The organism is Brevundimonas sp. MEB006b, from assembly GCF_030209705.1.
Taxonomy (GTDB): domain Bacteria; phylum Pseudomonadota; class Alphaproteobacteria; order Caulobacterales; family Caulobacteraceae; genus Brevundimonas.
Window position 1 is genome coordinate 87613 of the sequence record NZ_JARVRL010000004.1, and the last position, 18642, is coordinate 106254.

The window sequence follows — 18642 nt, forward strand, 5'->3', positions numbered from 1 at the left end:
GCAGGAAACGCCCCAATGAATGACAAGACCCTTCTCGTCGGCGATGTCGGCGGCACGAACGCCCGCTTCGCCGTGGCCCGAATGGTGGACGGCAAGCCCGTGCTGGACCATCACGAGAGCTTCCCGGCCGAGACCTATCCGACCTTCCTGGAAGGCGTCGCCGCCTTCATCGACGGCTGCAAGGTCAAGCCGACCGGCGGCGTGATCGCGGTCGCCGGCCCGGTCACGGACGGCGGCATCGACCTGACCAACTCGCCCTGGCAGGTGTCGGAGAGCGAGCTTCAAACGCTGGGCTTGAAGCCCGTCAAGCTGATCAACGACTTCGAGGCCCTGGCCTGGGGCGCGCCCATCGTGCCGGAAGACCAGCTGGAAAGTCTGGGCGGCCCGGTCGACGGCGATCCGCACTGCACCGTCGCGGTGCTCGGCCCTGGCACAGGCTTCGGGGTCTCGGCCCTGGTGCGGGATGCGGCCGGCAAGGAAATGGCCATGCCGTCCGAGGGCGGGCACGCCTGCTTCCCCCCCGGCGATCCGGTCGAGGACGAAATCCTGCGCATCCTGCGTCGCCGCTATGACCGGGTGTCGATCGAGCGTCTGATCTGCGGGCCGGGCCTGCTGAACATGCACCGTGCCTTGGCCGAGATCGCCGGGCGCGAGACCCACATCGACGATCCGGCTCAGATCACTGCAACGGCCCTGGCCGATCCGAACAGCCCGTGCGGCGCGACCCTGGCCCGCTTCTGCGCCATCTTGGGCGCGGTCGCCGGCGACATCGCCCTGACCACCGGCGCGCGCGGCGGCGTCTATATCGCCGGCGGCATCGTTCCGCGCATCCTGCCCTTCATCAAGGCCAGTCCCTTCCGTCAGCGGTTCGAGCGAAAGGGCCGGTTCAAGGAGTATATGCAGGACATTCCGACCAAGGTGATCATGCATAAACACGCCGCCCTGCTGGGCGCTGCGCGGGTCGCCTTCGCCCAGTCGGAGGCCTGACGCGACGACGATCACGAAAATCTCACGGCGGCGTGAACCGAACCGTCACCGTAGCGTTTGAGAGTTTCCACCTAGGAGAGGAACCTCAAATGAAAAAGTTCGCCATCGCCGCCGCTTCGGTCTTCATGCTGGCCGGCGTCGCCGCCTGCGGTGAAAGCGCCGCCGACAAGGCCGCTGAAAAGCAAGCCGACGCCATCGAAGCGACGGGCGAAGCCCGCGCCGACCAACTGGAATCGCAAGCCGCGACCGCTCCGACCGCCGCTCAGGCCGACGCCCTGAACGCCCAGGCCGATCAGGTCGAGAAGAACGCCGACCGCAAGGCCGACATGGTCGAGCAGCAAGCCGGCAACGCTGATGGCGGCGCCACGACGGCCAACACGCCTTCGACCCACTAAGGTCTGGCCACCGACTAAATCCGTTTACGGATGGAGCAGCCCCCGTCGTTCGCGACGGGGGCTTTTTCGTGCCTGCGACCTCAGTCGATGCACAGGGTCGGGCCGGCCTTGCCGTCCTCGACCGTCGTATTGCAGCCGAAACGGTCGCTGGTCGCTTGGCAGACGCCGGTCGCCGCCGTCCCCGGAGCCACGCCGCTGTTGCCCTCGATGCGGCAGTCGCCCTGGCACTGATCGCCGTCGGTGCAGCGCTTGCCGGCGTCGGCATAGCTGATGACGCACTGCCAGGATTGCATCCGCCCGACCTGTTTCATCGTGCCGCCGCGCGTGGCGCAGGACGCGGCGTCGGCGCTCTGCATCGGCGCATCCGACGCCGCTCCCGTGGTCTGGGGCGAGCAGGCGGCGGCCAGCAGGGCGACGGCGGCGATGAGGGAAATGCGGATCATGACATCTGTCCTTTGGTGAAGCCTGACCAGACGTCGTCGTAGTCGAGCTGCATCTGCGGTGATTCCGACGCCCATTTCGTGACGCGGATCGGCATGCGCGTCTCGAACATGAAGGCCAGGGTGTTTTCGATCTTGTGGGGTTTGAGTTCGGCCTTGATCGCGCCGTCATAGCTGGCTTGATCGGGGCCGTGGCCGCTCATGCGGTTGTGCAGCGATGCGCCGCCTGGCGCGAATCCGCCCGCCTTGGCGTCATAGGCGCCTGTCACCAAACCCATGAACTCGCTCATCACGTTGCGGTGGAACCACGGCGGGCGGAAGGTGTCCTCGGCCACCATCCAGCGCGGCGGGAAGATGACGAAGTCGATGTTGGCGGTCCCCAGCGTCTCGGACGGACTGGTCAGGACGGTGAAGATCGACGGATCGGGGTGGTCGTAGCTGACGGTGTTGATCGTGTTGAACCGCGCCGTGTCATAGCGGCAGGGGGCCAGATTGCCGTGCCAGGCGACGACGTCCAGCGGGCTGTGATCGAAGGTCGTGGCCCACAGGCGGCCGCCGTATTTCTGGACGCATTCGGTCGGGCGATCCACGTCCTCATAGGCCGCGACCGGCGTTTCGAAGTCGCGCGGATTGGCCAGGCCGTTCGAGCCGATGGGTCCGAGATCCGGCAGGCGGAACGGACTGCCGTAGTTCTCGCAGACATAGCCGCGCACCGGCCCCTCAACCTCGACGCGGAAGCGTACGCCGCGCGGGATCAGGACGATGTGACCGGGCTGGGCCTCGATGACGCCGAACTCGGTGACGAAGCGATGGTCGCCTTCCTGTGGCACGATCAGCAGTTCGCCGTCGGCGTCATAGAAGACCCGGTCGGTCATCGATCGGTTGGCGACATACAGGTGAATGCCCGCCCCGGCCCCGCCGTCCGGCTCGCCGTTGCCGCCATAGGTCGTCAGCCCCTCGACCCAGTCGGTCGCAGCCTGCGGCATCGGCAGCGGATCCCAGCGCATCCGGTTGGGATTGGGCGGCGTCTCGTCAAACGGACCGGAGCGGACCCGCCCCTGATCGAAGGGGGTGTAAGGCCCATGTTGGGCTGACGGACGCAGGCGATAGAGCCAGCTGCGCCGGTTCTCGGCCCGCGGGGCGGTGAAGGCGGTGCCGGACAGCTGTTCGGCATACAGGCCCATCGGCGTCTTCTGCGGCGAGTTGCGACCCACCGGCAGGGCGCCGGGCGCGGCCTCGGTCGCGAAATGATTGCCGAAACCGGTCATGTAGGCGGGCGCGTTGGATCGCGTCATGTCGTGTCTCCCTATGCTCCCTCGTTTAGCCGTCCCCGGCGCCAGCGTCACCCTTTGCCCGTCAGGCAACAGCTTGGCGGTTGGCGCGTTGCTGTGGCCTCGCGGAGGGATTCCATGACCTATCTGACCCGGGCGGTGTTCGCCTTCGCCAGCCTGCTGCTGTTGCTGGCGGCCATGGCCCTGATCGGGTTCGGGGTGAAGGATGCGCTGCACGGCATCGGCTCGCCCGACAAGTCCGGCGCCGACGCGGTTCTGGACGTGCTGGGCTATGTCATCGTCGCCATCGCCGTCTTCGACGTGGCCAAATACATCTTCGAGGACGAGGTTCGACGCGGCAACGAAAAGCGCAGCGCGGCCGAGGCCCGGCGCAGCCTGACCAAGTTCCTATCGACCATCGTCATCGCCCTGTTCCTCGAGGCGCTGGTCGTGGTGTTCAAGACGGCGCGCGAGGACGTGGCGCAGCTGCTCTATCCCACCGCCCTTCTGATCGCCTCGGTGCTGGTGCTGGTGGGCCTGGGCGTCTTCCAGCGCCTGTCGGCCACGGTCGAGGAAAAGGTCGGCGACGACGACGAGGCCGAGGACCGCAAGGACAAGGTCAGGCGAAAGGCCGCGCCCTAGCCTTTGCTCGGCAGGAAGGGCGAGAAGGTGATGACGGTGAAGGTGTCGCGCACGTGCGGCCGCGTCTGGACCTGTTTCGTCACGAAGGTGCCGATGTCGGCGTCGCGCGGCAGGTTGAACTTGGCCAGCAAGTCGTGCTGGCCCGAGGTGGAATAGACCTCCGAGACGTTCTCGACATTGTCCACGATGTCGGCCGCCACATCGTTGGCGTAGCCCAGCTCGCATTTGATGAAGACGAAGATGGCGGTCATCATGGCGGATCAGTCCTCTGGTTCGAGGGCGCTTCTAGCGGACGAAGACGTGACGGGTAAGCCGCAAGACACAGACGCCGTGCTGGAGGCGCAATACAACAACCGCGCCCTGGTGCCCGACCATCCCGCCGTAATGGCGCGCTGGAAGGCGGGATCGGAGACCGCCCGCGCCGCCCATCCGCCCCAATTCCTGAAATACGGCCCAGGCGAGCGCGAGCGGATCGACTGGTTCGACGCCGGGGACGGCGCGCCGGTCGTGGTCTTCCTGCACGGCGGATACTGGCAGGCGCTGGATGCGAGCTGGTTCAGCTTCGTGGCTCCGCCCCTGCTGGCCCAGGGCGTCAGCGTCGCCATCCCGACCTATGATCTGGCGCCCAGCGTGCGGCTGGGCCGGATCGTCGATCAGGCGCGGGCGGCGGTCGACCTGATCCGCGGCCGAACCGGCGATGCGCCGGTCGTCAGCGGCCATTCGGCAGGCGGGCATATGGCGGCCTGCCTGCTGGCGGACGGGCGGGCCTCGGCGGCTGTCGCCATATCGGGCGTGTTCGATCTGGAGCCGCTGATCCCCACCTCGCTCAACGTCGCCCTGGATCTGAATACGGCCGAGGCCCAGGCCCTGTCGCCGATCCACTGGCCGGCGCCGGTCGGCGCGGTTCTGGACTGCATCGTCGGCGGTACGGAAAGCGAGGCCTTCGTGGATCAAAGCCGCGCCATGGCCGCACGCTGGGGCGACGCCGGGGCCGAGACGCGATTCGAGCCCCTGCCCGACCTGAACCATTTCACGGTTCTGGATCCGCTGTTCGATGCGGAGAGCACCCTGGTCAGGCGGCTGGCCGACCTGGCCCATCGACGCTGAGGGTCGATCAGCCCCGGCTGCGAAAAATAGAGTCTAATTCGTCTAATTCGTATGAAATCCCCCGCTCCCCTATCTGACAGATGGGCTTGAGCGGCGAGGCTTCAAGAGGGGCGGTCGGCGTGCCAGATGAAGACGAAGTTGCGGTGTTCGGCCCAGGTCTGACCCTCGACATGTTCGCCCGCTAGGCAGGCCGCCGTGTGATAGGGGCCTGCGCCGTCGGTGGTGCGGAACGAGACGCACAGCCGGCCGTGCTGGCGCTTCCATCGGCCCGCCTCGATGCGGCTGTTGTAGAAGTCGCCCGTCACGACGCCGTCGGGCTGGAGCGTCAGGTTCATGGGTTGGCGATAGGGCTGGGCCGGATCGGTCGCCAGATCGACGGACCAGGCGCCGTCCATGTCGGCGGCGGGCGGCGGGTCCTGAACGGTCAGAAGGGCGACGACGGCGAGGGCGGCGAACATCCCGCTTCTCCAAGAGGGGATTGAGCGAACGACGGTCCGCCTTTCGTCACACGCCGTCAAGAGAACGCCCGCGCTAACGCGGTTTGACTTGACCTTGCGTTCGCGACAGCGGAGGTCGGACGCGAACCTATCGCAGAGGAACCCGTCCATGGCCCATGATCGCGTCAGCGTGCTTCAGGCGCTTCAGACCCAGGGCGTGTGCCCGGTCTTCTATCACCCCGATGCCGAGGTCAGCCTGAACGTCATTCGCGCCTGCGCGCGTGGTGGGGCGCCGGTGGTCGAGTTCACCAATCGCGGCGACTTCGCCTGCGACCTGTTCGGCGAGATCAATCGCGAACTGATCAAGACCGACCCCAACGTCGTCCTGGGCATCGGTTCGGTCGTCGATGCGGGGACGGCCTCGCTTTACCTGAACCGGGGCGCCCGGTTCGTGGTCAGCCCCTGCCTGATCCCCGACGTGGCCAAGGTCTGCAATCGGCGCATGGTCGCCTATTTCCCCGGCTGCGGGTCGGTGACCGATATCGGCGAGGCGCACGAGCTGGGCTGCGACATCGTCAAACTGTTCCCCGGCTCGTCGGTCGGCGGACCGGACTTCGTCAAGGCGGTCAAGGGTCCGATGCCCTGGGTCAAGATCATGCCTACGGGCGGCGTCGATCCGGACGAGGCGTCGATCGCCAAATGGTTCGGCGCGGGCATCGTCGCGGCGGGTATGGGCTCCAAACTGGTGACCGATGACGCCGTGAAGTCGGGCGACTGGGCCGCCATCGAGGCGTCGGTGCGCTCGGCGGTGAACGCCGTCGCCGCGTTCCGCGCGTCCAAGAAGGGCTGAGCGCTCAAGCGCCGTCAGCGTGGCGCGCGGTCGTCCGGCTGACGGTGATCCGGCCCGTGGGCTGCGGCGCGACGGGCGGCGCCCTTACGCTGAAGGATCGGGGCCAGGGCCTTGCGCTCCTCGGGCGTCAGCGTCGCCAGCACCGCGACCGCACCGTTTTCCAGGCGCGTGCGGCCCCGCATCTCGGCGGCTCTGGACTGTTCCAGCAGGCTTTCGACCCGGGTCGCGTCCAGGGTCGGCTGACCGGCGATGTCGATGGCTTCTCGTCGGGCGGCGCGGGCCGCCTCGAAATCAGGACGCGCCGCCAGGGCCGATTCTCGCAGCGCGGTGCGCACGCGCTGGCGTACGGCCGGATCCAGATCGGCCAGCACCTCGGCCAGCGGTCCCTCGCGCCCCGGGCGGCGTTGGTCCTCTATCCGGCGTTCGATCCGGTCGCGATTGACGACATAGGTGACCCCGCCCGCCACGGCGAACAAGTTCAGGGCCACCGAGACGGCCAGGGCGATCTTCAGGCTCTTGGACGTCATCCCAACAGTTCCGTGTCATCCACGCCCGTCAGCGAGGATTGGTAAAGCACCGCATCGGCGCGCGCGTCGGCGGTCAGATGGGTGGTCAGGCCCACGCCGGCGACCACGCCCGCACAGGCCGCGGCGGCCCAACCGGCGCCGAGGTACCAGATCGCCTTACCCAGACGGCTTTTCGCCCGGGGCGCAGCCGCAAGGATGCGCGCGGTCAGGGCGGCGGACGGGACAGGTCTGGGCGCGACGTCGAGCAGAGCGTCCAGCGCGGCCGCCTGATCCAGCACCGCCTTCAGCGACGGATCGGCGGCGATCAGGCTTTCGGCGAAGGCGCGCTCGGACGCGGGCCACCGACGCAGGTCGGCGCCATAGGCATCCGCCAGTTCGTGCAACCGTTCCGCCTTCATCGTCCTTCTCCTCTAATCGACCCCGGACCGATGTCCGAAAGGGCCAGACGCAATGCGCGACGACCGCGCGACAACAAACTCTCCAGCGCCTCGACGCTGATCTCCATCAGGGCCGCTGCATCGATATTCGACAGCTCCTGATAATGGCACAGGACGATGGCCTCGCGCTGTCGGTCCGGCAGACGTTTCAGGGCCGCCGTGACCCGCACGCCCGTCTCGGCCGCCAGCAGACCGCGATCCGGCGCCGGGCCTTCGTCGGGACGCTCCGGCGGCGTGTCGGTCGGAATTTCGCGCCGACGCCTCAGCCGATCGTAACAGAGGTTCAGCGCGACCCGGTGCAGCCAGGTGTCGAACCGGGCCTTGCCGGGCGTCCATTTGGGCGCCTGACGCCAGGCCTTGAGCATCGTCTCCTGGGCCACGTCCTCGGCCTCGACCGCATCGCCCAGCATACGCTGGGCCAGCGACAGGATGCGCGGCAGCTTGCGCGAGACGAGCGTCTGCGCCGCCGCCGGGTCGCCCTGCCCCACGCGCCGCACCAGATCCTCGTCGGGGTCGACGATCGCGACCAAACCTGCCTCTTCCGCTGCTGACGAAAGGGACCGGTGCGTTCACGACGGCCGACCCCGACACCGTCTTACTCCGAAGCCGGGACGGGGGAAGCGGCTTGTTGCGCCTGGCGGGCCGCGCGGCGTTCCTGGCGATCCGCGCGTTGAGCGGACATGACCGCCCGGCGCTCATCGGCGGAGATCACGCCGTTGCGATCAGCGTCCATCTTGTCGAAACGCTCGCCCAGCTTGGCCGAGGCTTCGGCGATCACCACCGGCTCGCGTTCGCGTCCTTGTCCGCGCATGGCGCGATGCGCGCCGCCGCGACGGCCCTCACGATGACCGGCACGCTCCGCGCGCGGACCGCGATCCGGGCGTGCGGCATGGCCGGCGTCGAACTCGGCGCGGCTGATGGAGCCGTCGCCGTTCGCGTCCAGCTTGGCGAAGCGGTCGCCCGCCCGTTCGGCGCGACGCGCCTGCATCGCGGCGGCGCGTTCCTCGGGGCTGACCACGCCGTCGCGGTTCGTGTCGAGCGCGGTCAGACGCGCGATTCGCGCATCGACGAACTCGGCGCGGGTGATCTGGCGGTTCGGATCCGCGCGCGCATGATGCGGCGCGGGAGCGCCCTCGGCGGGAGCCGGTGGAACCTGTGCGGTCGCGGCGCCGGCGGCGGCGGCCAGAGCGATGACGCCCAGGCCGGTCAGAAAGGTGTTTCTCATCTCGATCATCTCCACGGGCGCGTTTGGCGTCCTTTGACATTGCCCTGTCAGGAGATTGAACGCGGCGTTGCGGATTCTCCGTCGCGGCCTGCTGGCACCGCCCGCTCGAAGGCCTTTCGCGCTCGCGCGCGCAAGTCGGTCAGCTCGGTCTTCAGCGTGTCGAAGTCCGGCGCGCCGGCGGCCTCGGCCAGGCGCAGCTGGAAGACGCTGGGCTCGCCCTCCGGATCGACCCGCCCCTCGAAGGCGGCGGCCAGAAGATGGGCCAGCCGCTGCTGCACGCGCCAGGCCTCAGCCAGGACCGGGTCGTCGTGCAGGGCCTCAAGCGTCGACAGGGTCAACGGCTCGCCGATGGCGGCCGCCTGAAGCTGGCGGAATTGGGCGGCGAACTCGGCGTCCACCTGTCCGCCCGGCGACAGCTTCAAGTCCCAGAAGCCGTGCGGGCGACGCTCGCGATCCATCAGGCTACGCATCTTTCGGATGTCGGCGGCGACATCGACGCCGGGACGCGGGCGACGCAGGGCGGACTCGATGGCGGCAGAAACCTGGGCGCCGAACTTGGGATCGCTGGCCCAGACCACGCGGGCGCGGGTCAGAACCATGAACTCCCAGGTCTCCGCCTCCTTGGCGTAATAGGCGTCAAACGCCTTCAGCCGCACCGACACCGGCCCCTTGGAGCCGGTGGGGCGCAGGCGCATGTCCACCTCATACAGGCCGCCTTCCGCCGTATGCGCCGACAGGGCCGCGATCAGCCGCTGGGTGAAGCGGGCGTAGAAGACGTCGGCGGTCCAACCCTTGATCTCGGACGTCGCCTCGGGCGGCGCCTCGTACAGGGTCATCAGATCGAGGTCCGATCCGGCCGTCATCTCGCGCGAACCGGCCTTGCCCAAGGCGACCACCGCCACCGCGCCGGGGAAGGCGCCGCCCAGCCGTTCGGTCTCGGCCAAGGCGGCGGGCGACAGGGTGCGCATGGCGGCGTCGGCCAGGGCGGCGTAGGCGCGGCCCGCCGCCTCGGCCCCCGCCCGGCCGGTCAGGGCGTGGATGCCGATGCGGAACATCTGCTCGCGATGCAGGCGGCGCACGGCGTTCATGGCCCCTTCGAAATCCTCGGTCTCGCCCGCCTCGCGCAGCATCTGTTCGGTCAGACCGGTCTCTTCGGACAGATCGACCAGGAAGCGGGCGTCCAGCACGCCGTCCAGCGCCGCCGGTTGCCGGCCCAGGGTGCGCGCCAGACGCGGTGCGAAGGCCATGACGCCCAGCACCATCTCGAACAGTTTGGGCTGGTTCAGGAACAGGGCCTGGACCTGCACGCCCGCCGCCAGGCCGGAGAAGAAGACCGCGAAACGCCGGAACGCCTCGTCCGGCGCACCGGACCGGGCCAGGGCCTCCAGCAGGCGCGGCGCCAGGCGGGTGAACAGTTCGCGGCCCCGCGCCGTGCGCGTCGCAGGAATGCGGCCGTGATGCCAGCTGCGGATTGTGTCGGCGACAGAGGGCGCCTCGGAAAAGCCCATGCGACGCAGGGTTTCCAGCGTCTCGGGATCGTTCTCAACCCCGGTGAAGACCAGGCTGCCGTAGCTGGAGTCCAGATCTTCGCCGCCCTCGAACAGTTCGCCATACCGGACGTTGACCTGCCCCAGCAGGGCCTCGACCTGGCCGTCGAAGGCGGCCAGGTCGTTCGAACCGGCCAGGGCGGCGACGGCGGCGCGGCGTTCGGCGTCCTCGGGCAGGCGATGGGTCTGCTCGTCGTCGAGCATCTGCACGCGGTGCTCCAGCCCGCGTAGCTCGACATAGGCGGTGGACAGTTCCTCGCAGACCGCTTGGGGCACATGGCGCGCGTCGGCCAGGGCCTTCAACGCCTCCAGCGTGCGCTGTTTGCGCAAAGCCGGATCGCGGCCGCCCAGGATCAGCTGCTGGGTCTGGGCGTAGAATTCGATCTCGCGGATGCCGCCGCGACCCAGCTTCAGATTGGCCCCGGCGGCCTGCAGTCCCTCGCCCGTCTTGTGGACGTGAATCTGTTTCTTGATCGACTGGATGTCGAGGACGGCCGCGTAATCCAGGCTGCGCCGCCAGATGAAAGGGATCATGGCCTTCAGGAACCGGCCCGCCGCGCGCATGTCGCCCAGCACCGGCCGCGCCTTGATGAAGGCCGCCCGCTCCCAGTTCTGGCCGACGCTCTCATAGTAGGCCAGGGCCATCGGCCCCGCGACGACCGGCGGGGTCGAGGACGGGTCCGGCCGCAGCCGCAGATCGACGCGGAAGACATAGCCGTCGCCCGTCCGCTCGGTCAGCAGGGTGGCGATCCCCTTGCCGACACGATTGGCGAAGTCCTGCATTTCCTCGCCCTCGCGCAGGGCCAGGCCCATCAGGCGCGGCTCGAAGAAGAGCGAGATGTCGATGTCGGACGAATAATTCAGTTCGTTGGCGCCATGTTTGCCCATGGCCAGGCCGAACAGGCCGGGAATAGGGCCGCGCGGATCGCCGGGCGGCGAGATCAGCCGGCCGCGCGCCCTCTGTTCGGCGGCGACCGCGCGCAGGGCGGCCCGGCAAGAGGCGTCGGCGAACAGGGACAGGGCGTCGGTGACCTGGTCCAAATCCCAAACGCCGCCCAGATCGGCCAGGGCGGTCAGCAGGTGCAAGTCGGCCTTCAGCACGCGTAGCGGGGCGCGCACCGCGTCCGGTTCGGCGTCCAGCGCGTCCGTGTCGCGAATGATCCGCTCCAGCGCCTCGGCTGGATCGGCTTCCAGCAGGCTTCGCAGATGGGCGGGGCGACGCCGCATCAGACCGGCGAGATAGGGCGAGGCGCCGGCGACAGGCTCCAGAGAGGGCCAAGCGGCGTCCAGAGTCTCGCGCCAGCCGTCGGCGTCAGCGGCTTCGGTCAGGCTTTCGTGCAGGCGGTCGGCGGCGGCGATGTTTGTGACCGGACCGGCGGGCGTGAGGCCGTAGGCCAGCGGGATCGAGGTTTCTGGATGGGCCATCAGATCATCCGCTCATCCCGGTCGAGGCCGGCGGCAGCACCAGCGCCGCCCGCAAGCCCGGTCCGAAGTCGCCGTAGGCGCCTGGACCTTCGTCCAGCACCACCCGACCGCCGTGCGCCTCGGCGACGGCGGTGACCAATGAAAGCCCCAGGCCCGATCCGGGTTCGGTGCGGCTGTTGTCAAGGCGCACGAACCGCTGGACCACCCGCTCGCGGTCCTCTTCCGGCACGCCCGGCCCGGTGTCGGTGACGGAATATTCGATCTCGCCCGACGAGCGCCGGCGCGCGCGCAGCTTCACCGCCCCGCCGGCCGGGGTGTATTTGATGGCGTTGTCGATCAGATTGGCCAGGGCCTGGGCCAGGAAGGGCTGGTTGCCTTCGATCATCAGGCCGCGCTCGACTTCAGAAGAAAAGTCGATGTCCTTGTCCTCGGCCGCCGGCTCGTAAAGCTCGGCCATGTCGGCGGCCAGATCGGCGGCGTCCATCACCTTTGGATCCGGCGCCCCGCCCGCTTGCAACCGCGCGATGGCCAGGACGGTGTTGAACGTCTTCAGCAGATGGTCGGCCTCATCCAGGGCGATGCCCAGGGCGTCGACCCCGTCGATCTTGCCGGCTTCGGCATCGATCAAGGCCACCTCCAGCTTGGCCCGCATCCGCGTCAGGGGCGAGCGCAGGTCGTGGGCGATGGCGTCACCGGCGTGGCGGATCGAGGCCATGGACGCCTCCAGCCGATCCAGCATGGTGTTCAGCCCCTGGCCCAGCTCGTCCAGTTCGTCGCCGGTGTGGCGTACGGGCGCACGGACCTTGAGGTCGCCGTCCTGCACCGACTGAACGACGCGGTTCAGCCCGGCCATGGCGTTTTCGACCCGCCGGCTGATGTAGAGACCGCCCGCAAGGCCCAGCAGCATGACCAGGGCCATGGCGCCCCACAGGGCCTGGGTCAGACGCGCCAGATAGGCTTCGATGTCGCCGATGTCCTGACCGACGAACAAATGTTCGCCGCCGGCCAGGGTGGTGATCACCCCGATGGAGCGACGGCGCTGGACCTTGCCCTGGGCGTCCGTGTCAGTCAGGCGGAAGGTCTCCCAGTCGCTGGCGCCGGCCGGCAGGCTGAGGTCGATGTCGATCGGGGATTCGGTGATGTTGCCGGTGATCGTCTTTCCGGCCTTGTCGGTCAGCAAATACAGATACGGCCCGCCCCGGATGGAGCGTTCGACCAAGGCCTGGTTCAGGGCATCGATGCCGCGCGTGCGGTGGATCGCTGTCAGGGCGCCCAGCTCGATCTCCACATCCGCCTTGGCCCGACCTTGGGCCTCCGAAGCCGAGGCGAAATAAACATAGGCCAGGATCGCCCCCGCCGCCGCCACGAACAGCGCCAGGAAGAGCAGTGTCAGCCGGAAAGGCGTGCGGCGAAGGAGGGAGGGAAGGCGCATGACTCAGGAGATATCTTCTCCCTCTCCCCGCGGGGGAGGGTGGTCGCCGCGCAGCGGTGACCGGGTGGGGCGGGCAAGGCAACGCGCGCGCACATCTTCGACGACGTGAGCCAACTGATCTCGCACCATGAGATTGTCATACCTCAAGGTCAGGAGCCCTTCCCTGGCCAAAACAGCATCGCGCACACGATCCTGCCGCATGCGATCTTCACTGAGATGAGAGCCGCCATCGACTTCCACAATCACACCCCGAGACCAACAAAAGAAGTCGAGGTAGTAGCCGCGCAAGGGAGCCTGTCGGCGAAAATGCAAATCGTCGCGTCTGAGTTCGCGTAAAGCGACCCAAAGACGCGCTTCCGATGGGGTGAGCGCCTTACGCATCGCGCGGGCTTTAGCGATGATCGCCATGTCGCCTTGCCCTCCCCACCCGGCCGCTAAGCGGCCACCCTCCCCCGAGGGGGAGGGAGAATTCCGTGCGCCGCTTAGGCCTCCAACCGATACCCGGCCCCGCGCACGGTCTGCAGCATGGCGCGGTCGAAGCCCTTGTCGATCTTGGAGCGCAGGCGGCTGATGTGGACGTCGATGACGTTGGTCTGGGGGTCGAAATGGTATTCCCAGACCTTTTCCAGCAGCATGGTGCGCGTCACCGACTGGCCGGCGTGGCGCATCAGGAACTCCAGCAGCTGGAACTCGCGCGGCTGAAGATCGATCTCGGTCGTTCCGCGATGCACGGTGCGGCCGATCAGGTTCATTTCCAGATCGCCGACCTTGAGCACGGTCTGCACCCCGCCGGTCTCACGACGGCGAGCCAAGGCCTCGACCCGCGCGATCAGTTCGGCGAAGGCGTAGGGCTTGACCAGATAGTCATCGGCGCCGGCCTTCAAGCCCGTGACCCGGTCCTCGACCTCGCCCAAGGCCGACAGGAACAGGACCGGCGTCTGATCGCCGCCCTTGCGCACCGTCTCGACCATGCCGACGCCGTCCAGGCGCGGCATCATCCGGTCCACCACATAGACGTCGTAGCCGCCCTTTTGCGACTCCAGCAGGCCAAAGGCGCCGTCCACGGCGTGGGTGACCTCATGTCCGGCTTCGGACAGGCCCCGCACCATGGCGGTCGCCGCCTCGGCGTCATCCTCGACCACCAGAATCCGCATCGAAACCCCTCCCGGAATCAAAATCGCCGCCGATGGTAGCGCATCGGCGGCGATTGACGAGTTAAGGCTTGGTCAGAATGCCGATCAGTTGCGCGGCAACTCCAGCACGACCGAAATCGCGCCGCCTCTTTGGCTACGAACCATGAGCAACACACCCGGGCGACCCGCCGCACGGGCTGCCGCAATGGCGCGCTCCAAATCGGCAGGCGACGTGACCACCTGATTGTTGGCGCGCTGAATGATCGACCCGACGGGAATGCCCAACTGAGCGGCCTTCGAACCAGGCACAGTTTCGGTCACGACGACGCCCTGCACATCATCCGCGAGACCGAAACGTTGACGCGCCGCTGCATTCAATGGCGACACCTTCATCCCTTCGACCGTCGCTCCTGACGAAAATCCTGGGACAGGAGCTTCGTCATTTCCGCCGGACGATGCAGCTAATTCTTCTTCAGAAGGTCGCTTCGCCGCGCGGATATTGATCTCCTGGCGACGCCCGTCACGGATGACGGTGAAGCGTACGCTCTGTCCTGCTTCGGTAGCGGCGACCATGCGACGCAACTCGGTCGAACCATCAATGTCGCGACCGTTGACCTGCACCACAACATCACCGACCTGGACACCCGCCTTCTGTGCAGGACCATCAGGCGTAACCTCTCCGACGTAGGCGCCTTTGGTGTTGGCTGGAAGCGCCAGCGCCTCGACGGCCCCTTTTGGAATGTCCTGAATCGCCACGCCGACGTAGCCGCGCTCTATTGACTGGCCCTGCATCAGGCGCGTGGTGACGTTTTTCGCTGTCTCCGCCGGAATGGCGAAGCCGATGCCGACCGAGCCGCCCGTGGGCGAATAGATGGCCGAGTTCACGCCGATGACGCGGCCGTGGATGTCGAAGGTCGGACCGCCCGAGTTGCCCCTGTTGATGGCGGCGTCGATCTGGATGTAGTCGTTGTAGCCCGACGGATCGATGTCGCGGGCCTTGGCCGAGACGATGCCCGCCGTGGCGGTGCCGCCCAGGCCGAAGGGGTTGCCGATGGCGATGACCCAGTCGCCCACCCGCGGCTCGGCCGTTTCTTCGAAGCTGACGTATTTGAAGTCGTTGCCCTCGACCTTGATCACCGCCAGGTCGGTGCCGGGATCGCGGCCGATCAGGCGGGCCGGCAGCTCGCGACCGTCCGACATCTTGACCTTGATCTCGGTCGCGTCGGCGACGACGTGGTTGTTGGTGACGATGAAGCCGTCCTGCGAGATGAAGAAGCCCGAACCGGCGCCTTGGGTCGTCTGCGGCTCATCATTGCCCTGACCGCCACGACCTTGCGGCGGCACGAACTGGAACGGCAGGCCGGGGATCTGGAAGGCGCCGCCCTGGGGCTGGTCCACCTTGACCGTCACGTCGATCTGAACGACGGCGGGCGAGACCTGGTCGAAGATGGTCGCGAAGCTGCTCGGCGCGCCCGGCGGAGGCGTGAAGGCGTCGCCGTTGGCCGGGACCGGGGTGATCCGGTTCACCGCCTGCGGTTCCGCGTGCGCGCCGGGCCAGTTGATGACGCCGCCGGCGGTCGCCGCCGCCGCCAGGGTCAGGCCGGCCGCGGCCCCGAGAATGAACTCCTTGCGCTTCAGCATCGTGGTCCTTGCGATCCTCTTGTCCAGCGCCAGACGGGCGCCGGTTTCGCGATTGATATAGGCCGAACCGGCTTTGCGCCAATCCCGACCGCCGATCGTTGATCTCGACTAGCGCCCGTCGTGAGGCGAGGTTGCGTCAGGATCGCGGCGAAGCTTCTCATTTCGTAGAACTTCGTCCAGCCGGCGTTCTTCTTCTGGCGTGAGGGGGACGGCCTCAACCGGACGACGGCGTGCGCGCAGGGCCAGAACGGCGGCGGCCAGCAGCAACAGGGCGAACGGGCCGAACCACAGCAGCCAGGTCCCCGCCCGCACCGGCGGGGTGAACAGCACATAGTCGCCGAAGCGCCGCACCAGATCGTCGCGCACGGCCTGATCCGAGGCGCCGGCCGCGATCTCCTCGCGGATCAGGCGGCGCATGTCGCCGGCGACGCCCGCCGGGCTGTCGGCGATGGCCTCGTGCTGGCAGACGACGCAGCGCACGTCCTTGAACAGGGCCTGGGCGCGGGCCTCCTGGGTCGCATCGGCCAAGGGGCGGTCGGGTGCGGCGGGCGGTTCAGCCGCCGTCAGCATCAGCGCCAGCACCGGCGCGGCCATTAGGACTAGCAAGCGTTTCATGGGGCCTTGCGCCGGCGCGCGCCGATCCCGAGCCGGAGACGGCGATCCAGCAGCGACAGCACCCCGCCCAGCGCCATGATCATCGGCCCCAGGAAGATCAGTCGCGCCCACGGGTTCCAGTACAGACGCACGACCCAGGCCGGCTGTTCGGGACTGCCCGCGCGTTCGCCGATCACGACATAGACGTCGTCCAGACCTCGGAAATCGAGCCCGACCTCGGTGGTGGTCTGGCCGCCGGCGGGGAAGAAGCGGCGCTCGGCCGTGACGGTTGTGGCGCGGCCCTGATCGTTCGTGGCGCGCACGGTCAGTCGGCCCTGCTCGGCCAGATAGTTCGGCCCCTCGACGACGCGCACGTCGTCCAGGGTCACCGTCCAGGGGCCGGCGGCAACGCTCTGGCCCAGTGAGACGGCGCGGGCGGCCTCGGCCTTGAAACCGGTCTCGACCACCGCCCCCAAGATGAAGACGCCCAGACCAAGATGCGCCAGAGTCATGCCCCAGGCGCCCAGCGGCAGCCCCTTCAGTCGGCGCACCGTCTCGGCCATCGAGGCGCGGAACAGGCGGGCGCGCTCGGCGACTTCCGACACCGACCCCAGGATCAGCCACAGGCCCAGGCCGATGCCGGCGGCGGCGAAGGCCTTCTTCGGCTCCCACAGGGCGTAGGCCGCCAGGGCGCCGACGATCGCCAGACCCGCCGCGACGGCCAGGCGCTGCATCGCGCCGGGCAGGTCGCCGCGCTTCCAGGCCAGCAGCGGCCCGGCCGGCAAGATCAGGAAGGCGACCATCATCAGCGGCGTGAAGGTGGCGGCGAAATAGGGCGGGCCGACCGAGATGGTCGCGCCGGACGCCGCTTCCAAAATCAGCGGATAGAGAGTGCCCAGCAACACTGTCGCGGCGGCCGCCGTCAGGAACAGGTTGTTCAAGACCAACGCGCCCTCGCGGCTGACCGGCGCAAACAGACCACCGCCCTTCAGCTGCGGCGCGCGCCAGGCGAACAGGGCGAAGGCGGCGCCGGCCGTGATCCCGAGGATGGCCAGCAGCATCAGCCCGCGCTGGGGATCGACGGCGAAGGCATGGACGGATGTCAGCACGCCCGAGCGCACCAAGAAGGCGCCCAGCATCGAGAAGGTGAAGGCCAGCAAAGCCAAGAACACGGTCCAGCCAGCCAGCGCGCCGCGTCGCTCGGTCACGACCGCGCTATGCAACAGGGCCGCGCCCGCAAGCCAGGGCATGAAAGAGGCGTTCTCGACCGGGTCCCAGAACCACCAGCCGCCCCAGCCCAGCTCATAATAGGCCCAGAACGACCCCAGAGTGATGCCGACGGTCAGGAAGGCCCAGCTGGCCAACGCCCAGGGTCGGACCCAGCGCCCCCAGGCGGGCCAGAAGGCGGTCTGCGCCCGTCCCTCGATCAGGGCCGCGACGGCCAGGGAGAAGCAGACCGAAAACCCGACGTAGCCGGCGTAGAGCAGCGGCGGATGCACGGCCAGGGCCGGGTCCTGCAACAGCGGGTTCAGCGACGCGCCCTGGAACGGCGCGGGGTCCAGACGGGTGAAGGGGCTGGAGGTGAAGACGGCGAAGGCCAGGAACAGCGAGCCCAGCGCGCCCTGTACCGCCACGGCCGAGGCCTTCAGCCCGAACGGCAGGCCGCGCGCCCGCGCCAGCGCCCCGCCGAAGACGGTCAGCACCAGACACCACAACAGAAGCGACCCCTCGTGGCTGCCCCAGGCGCCGGCGACCTTGTACAGCATCGGCTTGTCGGTGTGGCTGTTGGCCGCGACGTTGGAGACCGAAAAGTCAGACACCACGAAGGCGTAGATCAGGGCTGCGAAACTGAGCGCGACCGCCACCGCCGCCGCCAGCGCCGCGCCCTGGGCTGCCCCGGCCAAAACCGGGCTGCGCCGCGTGCGCCCGGCCGCCGAAAGCCCCGTCTGCAGGATCGACAGCGCCAGCGCTAGCGCCAGGGCGAAGGCCCCAAGCTCGGCGATCATAAGCGCGTCGGCGCGCTATCGGCCTGCGGCCTGCTTGAGCGCCTTTCGGGGCCGTCCGGCCGCCACTCGCCCTTTTCCTTCAGACGGTCTGCGACCTCGCGCGGCATATAGTTCTCGTCATGCTTGGCCAGGACCTGACTGGCGTGGAAAGTGCGATCGGCGCCGAAGGCCCCTTGCGCCACGATCCCCTGCCCTTCGCGGAACAGGTCGGGCAGGTCTCCGTGATAGACGACGCGGGTCGTGGCGGCGTTGTCGGTGACGACGAAGGCGACCACGCCGTCGCCGGTCTTTTGCACGCTGCCGGCCTCGACCAGACCGCCCAGGCGGATGTTGCGCCCCTCCGGCGCCTTGTCGGCGGTGGCTTCGGACGGCGAATAGAAGAAGGTCACGCTGTCCTGCATCGCCCACAGCGACAGGCCGACCGCCAGCGCCAGGATCGGCGCCACGGCGGCGACGACCCACAGGCGGCGACGCGCCTTCGGCGATTTGGGCAGCCAGCTCATGCGACGGACATTCCGGATTCCAGGGACGGACCGGCGGCATATA

Annotated in this window: 21 protein-coding genes; 5 read left to right on the forward strand and 16 right to left on the reverse strand. The window is 68.3% G+C overall.

The annotated features are described in order from the left end of the window. Positions 1 to 15 precede the first annotated feature (15 nt). Both glk and QRN13_RS05855 read left to right on the forward strand, forming a co-directional pair. A complete protein-coding gene (gene glk / locus QRN13_RS05850) occupies positions 16 to 987 on the forward strand; it encodes a glucokinase (RefSeq protein ID WP_284877203.1) in 972 nt (323 codons plus the stop codon). Positions 988 to 1076: 89 nt separating this feature from the next. After that, entirely contained in the window at positions 1077 to 1382 is a 306-nt protein-coding gene (locus QRN13_RS05855) for a hypothetical protein (RefSeq protein WP_055752822.1), read from the forward strand. Between the two features lie 80 nt (positions 1383 to 1462). On the opposite strand, the gene QRN13_RS05860 is transcribed toward QRN13_RS05855, so the two are convergent. Next, positions 1463 to 1825, reverse strand: a complete 363-nt coding sequence (locus QRN13_RS05860) for a hypothetical protein (protein ID WP_055803365.1) — start codon at positions 1823 to 1825, stop codon at positions 1463 to 1465. Next, entirely contained in the window at positions 1822 to 3117 is a 1296-nt protein-coding gene (gene hmgA, locus QRN13_RS05865; RefSeq protein ID WP_284877204.1) for a homogentisate 1,2-dioxygenase, read from the reverse strand. Before hmgA ends, QRN13_RS05860 begins: the two co-directional genes overlap by 4 nt. Positions 3118 to 3231: 114 nt before the next feature. Here hmgA and QRN13_RS05870 point away from each other — a divergent pair, with 114 nt between their 5' ends. Further along, positions 3232 to 3735: a hypothetical protein gene (locus QRN13_RS05870; RefSeq protein WP_045811869.1), complete on the forward strand. Its 504-nt coding sequence runs from the start codon at positions 3232 to 3234 to the stop codon at positions 3733 to 3735. Here the strand turns inward: QRN13_RS05870 and QRN13_RS05875 are convergent. After that, a complete protein-coding gene (locus QRN13_RS05875; RefSeq protein WP_039244189.1) occupies positions 3732 to 3989 on the reverse strand; it encodes an Lrp/AsnC ligand binding domain-containing protein in 258 nt (85 codons plus the stop codon). The two genes, QRN13_RS05870 and QRN13_RS05875, sit on opposite strands and share 4 nt — an antisense overlap. Between QRN13_RS05875 and QRN13_RS05880 the strand changes: the two genes are divergently transcribed. Next, the gene (locus QRN13_RS05880) at positions 3976 to 4842 is read left to right on the forward strand and encodes an alpha/beta hydrolase (protein WP_284877205.1); all 867 of its coding nucleotides are present in this window, start codon (positions 3976 to 3978) and stop codon (positions 4840 to 4842) included. The two genes, QRN13_RS05875 and QRN13_RS05880, sit on opposite strands and share 14 nt — an antisense overlap. Before the next feature lie 101 nt (positions 4843 to 4943). Here the strand turns inward: QRN13_RS05880 and QRN13_RS05885 are convergent, their stop codons facing one another. Then, positions 4944 to 5300, reverse strand: coding sequence for a hypothetical protein (locus QRN13_RS05885; protein WP_284877206.1), 357 nt, complete (start codon positions 5298 to 5300; stop codon positions 4944 to 4946). 148 nt (positions 5301 to 5448) lie between these two features. Between QRN13_RS05885 and QRN13_RS05890 the strand changes: the two genes are divergently transcribed. Further along, complete coding sequence (locus QRN13_RS05890; RefSeq protein ID WP_055752818.1) at positions 5449 to 6129, forward strand: bifunctional 4-hydroxy-2-oxoglutarate aldolase/2-dehydro-3-deoxy-phosphogluconate aldolase; 681 nt, start codon at positions 5449 to 5451, stop codon at positions 6127 to 6129. A gap of 14 nt (positions 6130 to 6143) precedes the next feature. On the opposite strand, the gene QRN13_RS05895 is transcribed toward QRN13_RS05890, so the two are convergent. From QRN13_RS05895 to ccmE, 12 genes are all read right to left on the reverse strand, one after another. Continuing rightward, positions 6144 to 6656, reverse strand: a complete 513-nt coding sequence (locus QRN13_RS05895; protein WP_284877207.1) for a periplasmic heavy metal sensor — start codon at positions 6654 to 6656, stop codon at positions 6144 to 6146. Next, complete coding sequence (locus QRN13_RS05900; RefSeq protein WP_112863530.1) at positions 6653 to 7054, reverse strand: hypothetical protein; 402 nt, start codon at positions 7052 to 7054, stop codon at positions 6653 to 6655. Before QRN13_RS05900 ends, QRN13_RS05895 begins: the two co-directional genes overlap by 4 nt. After that, positions 7051 to 7623, reverse strand: coding sequence for an RNA polymerase sigma factor (locus tag QRN13_RS05905; RefSeq protein ID WP_284877208.1), 573 nt, complete (start codon positions 7621 to 7623; stop codon positions 7051 to 7053). Before QRN13_RS05905 ends, QRN13_RS05900 begins: the two co-directional genes overlap by 4 nt. A 65-nt stretch (positions 7624 to 7688) precedes the next feature. Beyond that, positions 7689 to 8318, reverse strand: a complete 630-nt coding sequence (locus QRN13_RS05910; protein WP_284877209.1) for an EF-hand domain-containing protein — start codon at positions 8316 to 8318, stop codon at positions 7689 to 7691. Between the two features lie 47 nt (positions 8319 to 8365). Then, complete coding sequence (locus QRN13_RS05915) at positions 8366 to 11290, reverse strand: bifunctional [glutamine synthetase] adenylyltransferase/[glutamine synthetase]-adenylyl-L-tyrosine phosphorylase (protein WP_284877210.1); 2925 nt, start codon at positions 11288 to 11290, stop codon at positions 8366 to 8368. 4 nt (positions 11291 to 11294) lie between these two features. Beyond that, the gene (locus QRN13_RS05920) at positions 11295 to 12722 is read right to left on the reverse strand and encodes a sensor histidine kinase (protein ID WP_284877211.1); all 1428 of its coding nucleotides are present in this window, start codon (positions 12720 to 12722) and stop codon (positions 11295 to 11297) included. A gap of 3 nt (positions 12723 to 12725) precedes the next feature. Further along, positions 12726 to 13130 (reverse strand): endonuclease domain-containing protein, encoded by a 405-nt coding sequence (locus tag QRN13_RS05925; protein WP_174086556.1) that lies wholly within the window; start codon positions 13128 to 13130, stop codon positions 12726 to 12728. Between the two features lie 74 nt (positions 13131 to 13204). Next, positions 13205 to 13876, reverse strand: coding sequence for a response regulator transcription factor (locus tag QRN13_RS05930; protein ID WP_017504381.1), 672 nt, complete (start codon positions 13874 to 13876; stop codon positions 13205 to 13207). An 84-nt stretch (positions 13877 to 13960) separates the two neighbouring features. Further along, positions 13961 to 15496 carry a Do family serine endopeptidase gene (locus QRN13_RS05935; protein ID WP_284877212.1) on the reverse strand — a complete coding sequence of 512 codons (1536 nt, stop codon included), beginning with the start codon at positions 15494 to 15496 and terminating at the stop codon, positions 13961 to 13963. A 108-nt stretch (positions 15497 to 15604) separates the two neighbouring features. Beyond that, on the reverse strand, positions 15605 to 16111 hold the full coding sequence (locus tag QRN13_RS05940; protein WP_284877214.1) for a cytochrome c-type biogenesis protein: 507 nt from the start codon (positions 16109 to 16111) through the stop codon (positions 15605 to 15607). Next, the gene (locus QRN13_RS05945) at positions 16108 to 18096 is read right to left on the reverse strand and encodes a heme lyase CcmF/NrfE family subunit (protein WP_284877215.1); all 1989 of its coding nucleotides are present in this window, start codon (positions 18094 to 18096) and stop codon (positions 16108 to 16110) included. The genes QRN13_RS05940 and QRN13_RS05945 overlap by 4 nt, the downstream gene beginning before the upstream one ends. Next, on the reverse strand, positions 18093 to 18599 hold the full coding sequence (gene ccmE, locus QRN13_RS05950; RefSeq protein WP_284877216.1) for a cytochrome c maturation protein CcmE: 507 nt from the start codon (positions 18597 to 18599) through the stop codon (positions 18093 to 18095). The genes QRN13_RS05945 and ccmE overlap by 4 nt, the downstream gene beginning before the upstream one ends. Between the last annotated feature and the right edge of the window lie 43 nt (positions 18600 to 18642).

Excerpts from the sequence above, each read along its gene's own strand:
- glk (WP_284877203.1), top strand. The coding sequence starts at position 16 with ATGAATGACAAGACCCTTCTCGTCGGCGATGTCGGCGGCACGAACGCC.
- QRN13_RS05855 (WP_055752822.1), top strand. The coding sequence starts at position 1,077 with ATGAAAAAGTTCGCCATCGCCGCCGCTTCGGTCTTCATGCTGGCCGGC.
- QRN13_RS05860 (WP_055803365.1), bottom strand. The coding sequence starts at position 1,825 with ATGATCCGCATTTCCCTCATCGCCGCCGTCGCCCTGCTGGCCGCCGCC.
- hmgA (WP_284877204.1), bottom strand. The coding sequence starts at position 3,117 with ATGACGCGATCCAACGCGCCCGCCTACATGACCGGTTTCGGCAATCAT.
- QRN13_RS05870 (WP_045811869.1), top strand. The coding sequence starts at position 3,232 with ATGACCTATCTGACCCGGGCGGTGTTCGCCTTCGCCAGCCTGCTGCTG.
- QRN13_RS05880 (WP_284877205.1), top strand. The coding sequence starts at position 3,976 with ATGGCGGTCATCATGGCGGATCAGTCCTCTGGTTCGAGGGCGCTTCTA.
- QRN13_RS05875 (WP_039244189.1), bottom strand. The coding sequence starts at position 3,989 with ATGATGACCGCCATCTTCGTCTTCATCAAATGCGAGCTGGGCTACGCC.
- QRN13_RS05885 (WP_284877206.1), bottom strand. The coding sequence starts at position 5,300 with ATGTTCGCCGCCCTCGCCGTCGTCGCCCTTCTGACCGTTCAGGACCCG.
- QRN13_RS05890 (WP_055752818.1), top strand. The coding sequence starts at position 5,449 with ATGGCCCATGATCGCGTCAGCGTGCTTCAGGCGCTTCAGACCCAGGGC.
- QRN13_RS05895 (WP_284877207.1), bottom strand. The coding sequence starts at position 6,656 with ATGACGTCCAAGAGCCTGAAGATCGCCCTGGCCGTCTCGGTGGCCCTG.
- QRN13_RS05900 (WP_112863530.1), bottom strand. The coding sequence starts at position 7,054 with ATGAAGGCGGAACGGTTGCACGAACTGGCGGATGCCTATGGCGCCGAC.
- QRN13_RS05910 (WP_284877209.1), bottom strand. The coding sequence starts at position 8,318 with ATGAGAAACACCTTTCTGACCGGCCTGGGCGTCATCGCTCTGGCCGCC.
- QRN13_RS05915 (WP_284877210.1), bottom strand. The coding sequence starts at position 11,290 with ATGGCCCATCCAGAAACCTCGATCCCGCTGGCCTACGGCCTCACGCCC.
- QRN13_RS05920 (WP_284877211.1), bottom strand. The coding sequence starts at position 12,722 with ATGCGCCTTCCCTCCCTCCTTCGCCGCACGCCTTTCCGGCTGACACTG.
- QRN13_RS05925 (WP_174086556.1), bottom strand. The coding sequence starts at position 13,130 with ATGGCGATCATCGCTAAAGCCCGCGCGATGCGTAAGGCGCTCACCCCA.
- QRN13_RS05930 (WP_017504381.1), bottom strand. The coding sequence starts at position 13,876 with ATGCGGATTCTGGTGGTCGAGGATGACGCCGAGGCGGCGACCGCCATG.
- QRN13_RS05935 (WP_284877212.1), bottom strand. The coding sequence starts at position 15,496 with ATGCTGAAGCGCAAGGAGTTCATTCTCGGGGCCGCGGCCGGCCTGACC.
- QRN13_RS05940 (WP_284877214.1), bottom strand. The coding sequence starts at position 16,111 with ATGAAACGCTTGCTAGTCCTAATGGCCGCGCCGGTGCTGGCGCTGATG.
- QRN13_RS05945 (WP_284877215.1), bottom strand. The coding sequence starts at position 18,096 with ATGATCGCCGAGCTTGGGGCCTTCGCCCTGGCGCTAGCGCTGGCGCTG.
- ccmE (WP_284877216.1), bottom strand. The coding sequence starts at position 18,599 with ATGAGCTGGCTGCCCAAATCGCCGAAGGCGCGTCGCCGCCTGTGGGTC.